This is a genomic window from Leucobacter sp. NPDC015123 (assembly GCF_043080205.1).
Lineage (GTDB): Bacteria > Actinomycetota > Actinomycetes > Actinomycetales > Microbacteriaceae > Leucobacter > Leucobacter aridicollis_A.
Genome location: NZ_JBIBVH010000007.1, coordinates 15347 through 27065 on the forward strand (window position 1 = coordinate 15347; position 11719 = coordinate 27065).

Consider the following 11719-nt stretch of genomic DNA (forward strand, 5'->3'; position numbering starts at 1 on the left):
GAGGGGCAATGGGAAGCTAGAACCTGGACGAGTGCTCAACAGTGAATCAGGTTCGGGCAACGAAACAAATCAATTGAGTGAGAACTGAGCTTCATAACCAATTAGACGCAGGAGCTTTTCGCGGAACTGCTTGTAGTAAGTTCGCTCGTAGTGTACTGGCCCACGTCCCCACGGGTGGTCACTCGAAGCGAATTCGCTCTCTGTGGAAAGGTCGATTGAGGCTGCATCCAATTCTTGCAGCGCTATGTCTTCTAAGTGGCCTCTCGCAAGGTCGAGTTGGCGACCGGGGTCCGTCGAGAAGGATCCAGTTGAAGAAAGCCCGCGAAATGCTGAGGCGTTCCGCGAGCGAACCACTATGACCTGTGTCTCCGGAGAATTCGCATCGAGGAATAGTCGCAGCCGAGCACAGGCTGAACGGAATAACTGAGAGAACTGGGGCAGGTCGAGCGCAGGCGATACTCTTCTGGAGTCAGCGAAGTCCTCGTATGCCGCTGATTGCCCAAGTTTCCAGACATTGTCAGTGACCCAAGAGTCGCCGTCGGCAACCACCCCGAAACGTGCGTCCGCGAAGGTGTCGAGCAATAGGTAGTGAGGCCTGTCGTCAGCGATCTCGTCCAAGTATTCTTTTGTAAAGTCGCGTTTCGTCGCTTCAAAGGCGTGGGGATCGAGATCGCTAAACTTCTTGTCGTCAAAATGAACAGCACCGGACATCAGAGACACGAGTGACATTTGATAGTTCGCGCCATGGAGCGTGTAGTCTTTCTTCCAGCCGGGTACAATCCTTGAACTAAAGTTGTCCCGGGTGACACAGGAGCCAATGACCCCGAATCGGGGCATCTCCCCGATTCGCCACTGGCCGCTTACTTTGAGGGTCTTTTGAAGCCGAGCAGATTGTGTGTTATCGCCGGTCCTGGCAGTAACGAAAAGCTCATAGTTTCCCCCTGGCAGATCACCCAGCTGGACTCCTCTGTAGTGAGGCGTCGCGTAGTAGCCCTTGCTCTGGTCGCGCCAGCCTTCTCCTGACCTCGAGCTCGCATCCGCTTTCGAGCCCGTCGCAAGCGGCATTGAGCAAAGGATGCGATGATTTGGATCGCCGGTCCCAGGCTCCACAATTGTTAAAGAGAACCTAATATCTTGCCACCGTGAGAGAGTAAGTCCGCGAGGAACAAAATAGCCTTCGAGAAAGAGCCTTCCGTCTATTAACTCACAAACTCGCTCCTCGAAGTAAGAATCTACCGCTTCCCGTCCAACCGCGGGTAAGACCAGTAGCTCCCAGGTTCCAGCAGCATTCTGGTAAGTTCCGGCAATGGTTTTGTCGAAAAGAGTCCAAGTAGAATGTTCGGCAACCTTCACATTGTCGGAGGTGGCCGAAAGAGTGTTTTGGATCGATTCCAACGACAAGGAGTACCGGCCCGTGGGTAGGTCGTGCAGAGGAATACCAGTGTGGGAGATGGTCGTGATTGCGGCGTGGGAATAGTCAATGTGTCTTTGACAGAACTCCTGAAGGCTCAGTTTTGGATCATTGGTGCCGCCAAGTCTTATCGTCCACCTCTTGTCTGCGCCTAGGATAATGAGTGAGGTCGCGATTTGTCCGTAGGCGTCTACAGGGACTCCCTGAAAGTATGCGAAACCCTCAAAATTGAGAACACCCCCCTCTAGGGTCACCATCGAGATTGCTGCCCGGAAAGTGTGGGTTGGTTCACAATACTTAGCAAGTGGGGGGTGGGCGAGCGATCCGTTCCTAAGCGCAAGTGTTGGCGTGAGAGCTTGCCCTGTCACGTTCGCCCGAGCGTCAGCATTTTGGGTGCCCTCGGCTTGTGTCAGTTGTGGTGTGAACCCCTCGCTGAATAGTGTCAGTAGCGATAGAACTAATGGAACGTTGTAGCGAGTGACATCCACGTGGGTGGTGATAAAGGGGGTCTCTGAAACAATTACAGTTAGATTTTCGTACCGTTCCAGTAGTTCAGCTAGGGGTCGTGCCTCACTGGCGTACTGTTCGTCGGCAGTCGCTGTGATCAGATAGATGTTGCGACTCGTGTTCTCGTCGGCCCGTATGGCTGATTCAAGGAGAGAGTCGAGGAATTCAATGGCTCTGCGGCCGCCCATGGCGTCCAGGTCTTCTTCCCAGTGGTTCGCGACGTATGTTCCGATTCGAAGCTGGGGAGCTGTGGCCAGGACTCTGTCGTAGTCACCCGTGATGGCATGAAAGAGGGCCGCCGATCCCCCCTTTGAGAAGCCGGCAAGCGAGACCTGGCTTTTGGGGAGACCTAGCGAAGAGCGGAAATACTCAATGGTTCCTCGCACCGCGTTTGCCACATCGTCTCCACCGTAACCCCGCACATAGTAGCTCCTGTGCCCGTCGAACTCATCGACTAACCAAAGGACATTTGCGCGAAGGTTCTTCACAGTGGAGCCCGCAAAGTCCACGCTCCCCAGTGAACGAAACCCGGAGAAAAGTACAATCAGATGGCGACAGTCCTTTTGCGCCGGTCGAAATATGTACTTTACTTCAATCCCATGGCTGGTGTGGGTCCCGGAAGAAATGCTCATGTTCACGAGGCCTTTCGATTTGAAACGTTGTCTGCTGCCGCCGTGACGGGCGGGCCTTGGAGACTTGTGATTGCAACAATGCTCGACGGTATGGTCATTGACGGCCGTGTCCCGGGTGATCGGATAGCGAAGCACACTAGTTCACGCGAAGTGCCCGGTAACTCTGGTCGAACTTATCTTTGTCATACGCGAAGAGAACATGTTTCAATCCCATCGCCTCTCTCTCTGAGAGTATGCTTGAATAATCGGAAACAATGACTTCGGCAGCGCCGAAAAGCTCGTATGGAGTAACGCCGTAGTTGCGCAAGTCCAGGTTTGTGAATACACCTACGCCTAGCTCGCTGTTCAAGCCCAAATCGTGGGGATGGACTTTCACTATGAGCGTTCGGGCATCGTCGTTTTCCTGAGCTAGTCCTTTAACCAGCGATTCAAGCGCAGCTTCGTTCGGTGACTCCCCACTCACCCGCAGCTCGCGCCCCCGTCGTGTCACCCGGTAGGTCGGAGCCCACACCACGAGGGGCTTCGTCGGGTCCAAGCCGAGCTTCTCAAGGATCGAGGTGTCGCCCACGGAGCGTTTCATGATCTCGAGGCGCGGCATGTACTCGATGACCTCGGTGTCCGGGGGTAGCTTGTATTCCTTCAGCTGTTGTTCGACCCACTGAGGCGTGATTGACGCGAGCACGTTGGTCGGGGCGCGGAAGGTTGTGTCAGGCTTCGGGCCGCTGCCGTGCGTAAGGTGCACGTGGCGCCTCCGCTTTGAGAAGTCACGCCCGGGCAGCAAGACGTGTGTCGAGTACGTCTCGCGGCTCCGTCGGTATTCACCGAGGAGTGCGCCGTAGCTGAGCTTGCGGTACTCGAGTTGAGGCGGCACCTCGAGCTCGAGCCTGCGTGCTGCCATGCCGACAGCGATGCGTGAGACCTCAGGTGACGGAGTCACGAGCACGATGCGGTCAAAGTCACCGGAGTCACCGAGGAAGACCGCCTGAACTGTCGCGTTTTCCTCGTCTGCGTTCAACGTGACGACGGTGGCGTGCCTGGGATGGGGGCGGGTGGTCGACAGCGTCGCCGTGGTTATCACCGAACGCAGCTCGCGCACAGCGCGGCCCCACCCCCGAGAGAGGAGGTGGCCTCGGCGCAACCTGGCGATGAACGACTCGGCCAAAACGGACCAGCTACTTCTTCTTCGGCGCGATGAGCTTCAGCGCCTCTTCGAGTGGGCCGTCATGGATCTTGCGGCCACGTTCGAGCACAATTCCCCGGTCGCAGAGCTTCTTGAGCTGCGCGGCACTGTGGCTCACGATGAACATGGTCTTGCCCTGCTCGCGAAGCTCCTTGAGTTTCGCGTTGCACTTCGCCTGGAACTCGGCGTCGCCAACAGATAAGACCTCATCGACGAGCAGCACGTCGAGTTCGGTGTGGATCGCGACGGAGAAGCCGAGTCTGGCGTACATACCCGACGAGTAGCGCTTGACTTCGGTATCGATGAAGCCGGCGAGCTCCGAGAATTCAACGATCTGGTCGAATCGTTCGTCGGTCTCCTTCTTCGTCATGCCGAGAATCGACGCATTCATATAGATGTTTTCGCGGCCGGTGAGTTCGGGGTGGAAACCCGCGCCGACCTCAAGCAGACCGGCAATGCGGCCGCGCACTCGAATCCAGCCGTCGCTCGGACGGAGCACCCCAGAGAGAAGCTTGAGCGTTGTCGACTTGCCAGAGCCGTTCTTGCCCATCAACGCGACCGATTCGCCAGGGCGCACCTCGAAGCTGAGCCCGTTTACGGCGGTGAACTCCTCCGCGATGGTGCGCCGTTGAACTGCATCCATCACAGTGCGCTTGAGCGACCGTGCGTGGCGCAGTCTGAAGCGTTTTGAGACGTCTTCGAAGACGATCATCGGGTCTTGGTCGTCAGAGATTCTGGGCAAATTCACCCTCCAGTTTGCGGAATACGACCTGACCGATCAGCAGTGTCCCGAGTGCGATGCCGATACCGCCAATCGTGTTTGTCAGTGCGAAGTCGGGAATCTGTGGCTCGGACACAATTGGCGCCCAGAACACTTCGTGGAAGAGCTCGACCGCGACGGTCACGGGGTTCACCATGTAGACCTGGTAGACCCATGCTGGCACGACGCTGCGAAGCATTTCGTGCGAGTAAATGACGGGCGACATCCACACCGCGAACATCAAGAACACGTCGATGATGTTCTTTGCGTCGCGGTAGGCGACGTTGAGCGCACCGAACAGCAGGCCGAGGCCGAGCGTGAACGCCAACAGGATGATGAGGGCCACGACGACCTTGACGACCGCGAGGAACGAGAAAGCGAAGTTGCCGTAGATCAGGCTGACCGCGAGCAACACGACCAACTGCGGGAGGAAGTGGATGAAGGCTGAGCCGACCGCCGATACTGGAAAGAGTTCGCGGGGGAGGTAGATCTTTTTGATCAGCGCGGCGTTGCCTGTGATCGAGTTTGTCGCGGCGCGGGTGGCCTCGGTGTAGAAGTTGATGAGCACGATACCCGAGAGCAGGTACAGCGGGAAGAGCTCTAGGCCGCGGGTGAGTCCGAGTACGACTCCCATGACGAAGAAGTACATGAAGAACTGCATCGCGGGCTTCACGTACGACCAGCCCCAGCCCATCACCGAGCCGTAATAGCGTGTCGATGTGCCCTTCTTGAGCAGCATGCTCAACAGATGCGGGTAGCGGAATGTATCGAGTAGCCAGCGGCTGTCACCGGGGGCGCGGTAGCGCGCATCGTCGAGCGGAGAGAGGCGCGGAGCGGCTCGGCGCCCAGTCTGCCGACGTTCGCCTCCGCCCACGATGCGCACAGGCTGTGTGTCGTCAAGCGTCATTCAGCGTCTCCCAATTCCACGGTAGTGCCAACCGGCGGCCGCCCATGAGGCCCGGTCGAGGCAGTTGCGGCCATCAAATACTGTCTGCTCGGCGACGAGCTCGGCCGCAGCCACGGGGTCAATCTCACGGTATTCGGCCCATTCTGTCGCGATCACGAGGCACGCTGCGCCGCGCACCGCGTCGGTCAGGTCGCCAGTGAGGCTCAATTCAGGATACCTGCCCGCAACGTTCGCCAGGGCAGCCGGGTCGGTGACTGTGACATTCGCGCCGAGTCTGTGCAGTTCGAGTGCGATGTCGATCGCGGGGGAGTCGCGGATGTCGTCTGAATCGGGCTTGAACGCGGCGCCGAGTACTGCGATCTTTCGACCGGCGACCGCGCCGCCGAAGTGATCCGTGATCGAGACAACGAGCCCTGAGCGCTGACTGAGGTTGATGTCGTCGACTGTCGCGAGGAGCGCCGCTGGAGCCTTGGCACCGAGCTCGGTTGCGCGCGCCGCGAATGCTCGAATGTCTTTGGGGAGGCAGCCGCCGCCGAAACCGATTCCAGCGCGCAGGTAGTGGGGCCCGATTCGTTCGTCGTGCCCGAGCGCCTCGGCGAGACCTGAGATGTCTGCGCCTGCGCGTTCGGCGACGTCGGCCATCGCGTTCATGAACGAGATTCTTGTCGCAAGGTATGCGTTCGCGGCGCCCTTTACGAGCTCGGCGGTTGCAAGGTCGGTGACGACGAGCGGTGTCCCGAGCTCGAGCATCGGCGCGTATGCCGTTCGGAGTATGCCAATCACGTCAGCACCCTGGCCCGGGCGACGGCCATGACCATGCGCCTCGCCCCGACCCTGCTCCTCGCCCGTACGGCCAACGCCGATCACGATCCGATCTGGCGAAAGGCTGTCGGCGATTGCGCGTCCCTCACGAAGGAACTCGGGGTTCCAGACGAGCGCCGCCCCAGCGGTCTCGAGCATGTCTGCAATGCGTGCGGCCGTGCCGACGGGCACTGTCGACTTCCCTGCGACGATGCTGCCCGGGCGCAGGTGCGTCGCAAGAGCCTCGGTCGCCGCGAATATCGCGGTGAGGTCTGCCGCGTCGCCGTCTGCAGATTGCGGGGTGCCGACGCAGACGAAGTGCAGGTCGGCTGCCGCCGCCTCACCCATGTCAGCCGAGAACCGGAGGCGACCCGAGGCGAGACCCGACTCGAGGCGCTCGGGGAGCCCGGGCTCGAAGAACGGCGCCTGCCCTGCGGCCAGGAGGGCGATACGGTCGGCGTCGACGTCGATTCCGACAACGTCGTGCCCAAGCGCCGCCATCGCCACCGCGTGCACGGTGCCGAGGTAGCCGCAGCCGATGACTGAGATTCTGAGGGGTACAGCCGTGCCTGTCATGCGTCTCCGCTCATCGGTTGGTCGTGTGCTGGCCGGTCAAGCCCGTCCCCAACCCCGTTCCCGCCCTCGAACCGGGGCTCAAGCCCGAGCGCTGCCCGCACAGCGTCGAGGTCTCGCCGCTGTTCCCCGATCCTGATCGCACGGACCCGAACGAGCGCGGTGACAAGCGCCGCTCGACGCTCGGCAAGATCGCGCACAGCTGCCGCGATCGCGTGAGCGGCGGGTGCGGTGAACACGCCGCTCTCCGCGTAGAACTCGCGAAGCTCCGGGAAGTCGCTTGTGATGTGGGGGACTCCGGCGCTGAACGCCTCGTAGCCTGCGCGCTGCATCGTGTGCGCGCGGGTTGTGAGCGCGACGACGGCAAGACTCGCGCGCACGAGCTCCGAGTACTCAACGTCGGAGACGAACCCGGTGAACGTCACGTTTAGCGGGGCGGCTGCAACGACAGACTCGGGCGCCCTGCCCGTGAGGCGCCACTCGATGTCGGGGGTGAGCTCGGCTGCGGCAAGGATCTCGGCGACAGGCTCGTCGTTCGCGTAGCTCAGCGGGCACAGCAGGAAGCCTGAATGCTCCCGCGGAGGCTCGGCCTCGCCGATGGCGTCGTGGAGCACGACCGCTGGCACGCCCGCACGCTCGCACTCGCGACGAAGTGCGTCACCGGTGACGATCGCCGTGCCACCGAGGCGCCGCATGAGCCGCAGCGCGGGTCTCGCCGACCACGCCCACTTGGGGTCAAGGAAGAACCCCGTGTGCAGATCGAAAACGAGGCGCTCGGGTCGATGCCGCCGCGATCCGAGGAAGGAGAGGAGCGCTGGGGCCGGCGGCAGCATGAGCACCGCGCGAGCGGGCGCGGTGCGCCTGAGGCGTGTGCGGGTGGCGCGCAGTTGCCTGGCGTATCTGCCTGGCAGGCCCAAGGCTGACTCAAGGTACACGTACTCGGGCGTGAGCCCAAGCGCGAGTGCGAGATCAGCTGTGCGACCGTTCTGCCGCGTCCAGCTGATGAAGACGCCTGTCACAGTCCGCCCTCCGAAAGCCGCGTGCGGTGCGCGGCCGCCGCAAGCAGGCCGTCGCGAGTGAGCTCCTCCACCGCATACGGGTCGGCGACGCCCGAGTCCTTGAGCAGCTGCCAGATCTGCAGCTGATGGTCGTCGACGTGCTCGCGGTGCTGGCGCCTGCGCGGCACGACAACCGGCGAGATTCCCTCGCCGAGCATTTGCAGGATCGTCCCGACACCCGAATGCGTGATGACGACGTCGGCGGAGCGGGCCTCCGCAAGCAGCGCGCTCGTGTCCATGAGCGAGTGCGTCGTCCCTGGGAGGTCGTCGCGGGCAGTTTCGCCGAGCTGCCAGACGATCTCGTCGCCGTCGCGGGTGATGTTGAGCACGCGATCGACGAGGCGGTCGAAGCGGTAGGGGCGGATGGTGCCGAGCGTGACGAAGACGCGCAGCGGCCTGTCAGTTCCCCCGGCCCCGCCATCGGCGGCCCGTGCTGCGTCGAGCTCCCTGGCGAAACCGCGCATCACCGACGCGGTCTGCGGCCACGCGCGCGACGCCCACGCCCCATGTTGCGTGTAGGTGTCCGCGAGCCGCATGAGCCTGACGAGGCGACCGGTGAGCGACGGCCCGTCTGTGCGCGAGACGCTCTCGATATACCTGCCTGGCACACGATTGGCTCGGCCCCAGAGGAACGCGGACAGCGCGACTGCAGCGCCTGTCGAGACGACGCCGTCGAAGGCGCCCGGGTCAAGCTGCTCACCGAGTGCTCGGCGAGCGCGCAGGGTCCCAGGGACGTCGCGCGGCGCTACGTAGTCGACCCACACGACGCGCTCGCCGGCGAGCATGCTGCGGCTCTGCGGAGAGTCAAACGTCACCCAGGTCGCGTCGCCGGCGACTCCGGCCGCACGGGCGAACCTGCTGAGCTGGGTGAGATGCCCGCCGGTTGACGCCGCGAGCAACAGCCGAGGGCGTTCGACACCGAAGCTTGAGAAGGGGGCAGATCGCAACTCGCTCATCAGTACGCACCATCGCCCTTGGCAACGGCACGGATCGTGCGCCACAGAATGAGCAGGTCGCCCATCATTGACCAGTTCTCGACGTAGTAGAGGTCGAGGCGAACGCTCTCATCCCAGCTGAGGTTGCTCCGGCCACTGACCTGCCACAGGCCGCTGATCCCGGGGCGAACGAACATGCGTCTGTGCATCCACTCCTCGTACCCCTCTGCCTCCTGCGGCAGGGGCGGTCGCGGCCCGACGAGCGACATATCGCCCTTCAGCACGTTGAACAGCTGCGGAAGCTCGTCGAGGCTGTGACGGCGAATGAACTTGCCGAACTTCGTCACGCGCGGATCATCGCGCATTTTGAAGAGCACGCCGTTGCCGTCGCTTTGATCGAGCAGCCCGATGCGCTCCTGCTCGGCGTCGACGTGCATCGAGCGGAATTTCACCATGGTGAATGCCCGGCCGCGCAGGCCGAGTCGCTGCTGCGGGAAGAAGACTGGCCCGGCGCTGTCGACGCGAATTAGGATCGGGATCAGGATCAGAAGCGGGCTCGTGATGACGATTCCGACAATGGATCCGAAGATATCGAGCGCGCGCTTCGCGAGGTAGCGCCACCCCTGGAACTGTGGGGACTCGACGTGGATGAGGGGGAGCCCCGCGACCGGGCGGGTGTGGATCCGTGGGCCAGCGACATCGGTGAGCGCCGTCGCGACGATGAGCTTCACACCCGTCGGCTCGAGCTCCCAGCCCAGCCTGCGAAGCCTTCGCGGGGTGAGCGCGTCGGCGCTTGTGACGATGAGCGTGTCGGTCTCGAACCGCTCAACTGTTGAGAGGAGGTTGTCGTAAGAGGCAACCACTGGAACTCCAGGCAGCAGATCTGGTTCTTCTGGATCAGTGGTGACGACTCCGACAATGTTGAACCCCGCAAGCGTGTTCGAGCGCAGCAGCCGGGCCACATCGGCAGACTTGCGACGCTCACCGATGAGTAGGGTTCGGTAGGAATTGCGTTTGCGGCGGCGCTGCTGGTGCAGCCGTTTGCGCCAGGCCCAACGTCCAATCAGCAAGAGCGGGATGCCAACTCCGCCCGCGACAAGAAGGAACGTTCGTTGCGGCGCCAGATCGACAAGGTAGAGCAGGAGCGTGAGGAGCCCAAGCGTCGACAGGCTCGCAGCGAGCACACGGTTGTATTCGTCGGCTCCCGTGCCGAACACTGCCGGTCGACGTGAGTCATGCACGCCGAGGGCGAGGATCCAGACGAGCCAGTACGTCACCCCGAGTGCGAACGAACCAAGCGCGTAGGTGTCCTCGGTGAAGGGCGTGCCAACAGGGTTGCTGCGATACACCGACGACGCGGCGATGATCCCGACAGCGACTGCAGCGGTGACGACTGCTGCGTCAGTCCAGATGAGTTTTCGCGAGTACCGCAGCTCCCATGAGGGCGCGACGGCCCCGGAACGCGTACTCGCGGTCACACTCAATCAACGACGTCCTCTGGCTGAGCGGCGGAAGGCCGCATACCTGCAAACCGCCATCGTTCGGTACTAGATGTTTCCCACAGCTTAACCAGCTGGACAGGTATAGTAAAATTGCTCACACTTTGCGTATGCGAGGTCGAGGATTGCAGTAGTGCAACGAAGAAGGTGACGGAACTGGCGCGACGAGGCAACGCCCACGGCGACGACGGCGCAACCGCCGAGTCGCCGAGAGTTGTTGCGCGCCGACGCAGGGTGACCTCGAAAGCGCTCACGACATCGCTTGCTGTCGTCGCCGTGCTGCTCACGACTGGCGGAATTGCCGCACCGCAGGTGCTCTACGCCCGCGAGGCTGCAACTTTCCACGAGCTCGCCGAACAGGTGAACGCCCAGGCCGAAGCCCTTACGCAACTCGAGATGCAGGCGGGCTCTGAACAGTTGTTGCTTGAGCTGCGTTCTGCTGAAGTACACGGGCTCCCCGCGAAACTCACTGCGTTTACAAAACCCGCGGACGGGCCGCTGAGCCCCGAGTTCAAGCGGGCACTCGCCGAGGCCACGACTGCGCTCTCAGCTGCCATCGCCGTCGACGCAGTCCCGAAGAACCACTCGAGCGCGGCGAAGAAAGCGTTGACGGCCCGTGAGGCCGAGCAGCCAGACCCGCAGAACTGGTTCGACGTTGACGCAGACCTTCTCGCCTTTTACGCAGACATCACGCCGGAGGGTGTCGAGCACGTTGATACCACAGGAACAGTCACCCTCGAGCGCGTGCAACAGACGAAGCGGCTGCATGCGACGAACCAGAAGCTCGCTGAAGACTTCGCGGTGACAGTAGATGGGCTTTCGGCGGACAACACGGCGCTAAAGGCCGCGCTGACTGAAGTCCAGGAACTTACCACGACTGAAGCTCAGCGGGTGGCGAAGCAGATCATCGATGAACTCGCGGAGCGCGACGCCGAGGCGGAGGCCGCCGGGCTTGATCCTGAAGTCGAGAAGCTCGAAGAGACGAAGCAGCTGCTCGCCGATGCGACGGACTTGCAGGCACGTGCGAACGCCGCCTTTTTCGTCGTCGACGGCGACGGCAAGGTAAGCGGCCTCCCTGAGGGGGCTGAGGCTCCCGAAGGGGCAATGCGCATCCCTGGTGGGCCAGTCGTGCAGATGCGCTACATCATGCCGAAGTTCCAAAAGCTCATCGGTTCGTACGAGGCCGAGCGCAAAGCGGTGGAAGAGGCAGCCGAGAACGCTGCTGCCGCCGAGGCCCAGCAGCAGCAAGACGCTGAAACACCAGCGCCGGAGACGCCCGCCGATCCGGGCGCGACGAACCCTGAGCCGCAGGCCGGCACGGGAGGGCAGCCGAGCCCGCCAGCCACCTCGCCGCCAGTCACGACGCCCCCTGCTCCGGGCGCCGGTGACGGTGATACCGGCGGCGCGGATCCCGGCGGGGCCGGCGGCGGCGAAGCGGGCGACGCCTAGCTTGCTG

Annotated in this window: 9 protein-coding genes; 1 reads left to right on the forward strand and 8 read right to left on the reverse strand. The window is 62.3% G+C overall.

Features of this window, described 5'->3' with window-relative positions; all coding sequences use genetic code 11:
* Positions 1 to 69 precede the first annotated feature (69 nt).
* From ACF07D_RS12895 to ACF07D_RS12930, 8 genes are all read right to left on the reverse strand, one after another.
* Complete coding sequence (locus ACF07D_RS12895) at positions 70 to 2550, reverse strand: DUF6270 domain-containing protein (protein ID WP_391505260.1); 2481 nt, start codon at positions 2548 to 2550, stop codon at positions 70 to 72.
* A 136-nt stretch (positions 2551 to 2686) separates the two neighbouring features.
* On the reverse strand, positions 2687 to 3646 hold the full coding sequence (locus ACF07D_RS12900; RefSeq protein WP_391505171.1) for a CDP-glycerol glycerophosphotransferase family protein: 960 nt from the start codon (positions 3644 to 3646) through the stop codon (positions 2687 to 2689).
* Positions 3647 to 3722: 76 nt separating this feature from the next.
* Positions 3723 to 4442 (reverse strand): ABC transporter ATP-binding protein, encoded by a 720-nt coding sequence (locus ACF07D_RS12905; protein ID WP_391505172.1) that lies wholly within the window; start codon positions 4440 to 4442, stop codon positions 3723 to 3725.
* 13 nt (positions 4443 to 4455) lie between these two features.
* Positions 4456 to 5397, reverse strand: a complete 942-nt coding sequence (locus tag ACF07D_RS12910) for an ABC transporter permease (RefSeq protein WP_391505173.1) — start codon at positions 5395 to 5397, stop codon at positions 4456 to 4458.
* Positions 5398 to 6774 (reverse strand): UDP-glucose dehydrogenase family protein, encoded by a 1377-nt coding sequence (locus tag ACF07D_RS12915; RefSeq protein WP_391505174.1) that lies wholly within the window; start codon positions 6772 to 6774, stop codon positions 5398 to 5400. It lies immediately after the preceding gene.
* On the reverse strand, positions 6771 to 7790 hold the full coding sequence (locus tag ACF07D_RS12920; protein WP_391505175.1) for a glycosyltransferase: 1020 nt from the start codon (positions 7788 to 7790) through the stop codon (positions 6771 to 6773). The genes ACF07D_RS12915 and ACF07D_RS12920 overlap by 4 nt, the downstream gene beginning before the upstream one ends.
* A complete protein-coding gene (locus ACF07D_RS12925) occupies positions 7787 to 8785 on the reverse strand; it encodes a glycosyltransferase (protein ID WP_391505176.1) in 999 nt (332 codons plus the stop codon). Before ACF07D_RS12925 ends, ACF07D_RS12920 begins: the two co-directional genes overlap by 4 nt.
* Positions 8785 to 10242, reverse strand: a complete 1458-nt coding sequence (locus ACF07D_RS12930; RefSeq protein WP_391505177.1) for a sugar transferase — start codon at positions 10240 to 10242, stop codon at positions 8785 to 8787. The genes ACF07D_RS12925 and ACF07D_RS12930 overlap by 1 nt, the downstream gene beginning before the upstream one ends.
* 168 nt (positions 10243 to 10410) lie before the next feature.
* On the opposite strand from ACF07D_RS12930, the gene ACF07D_RS12935 reads away from it, so the two are divergent.
* On the forward strand, positions 10411 to 11712 hold the full coding sequence (locus ACF07D_RS12935) for a hypothetical protein (RefSeq protein ID WP_391505178.1): 1302 nt from the start codon (positions 10411 to 10413) through the stop codon (positions 11710 to 11712).
* Positions 11713 to 11719: the final 7 nt, after the last annotated feature.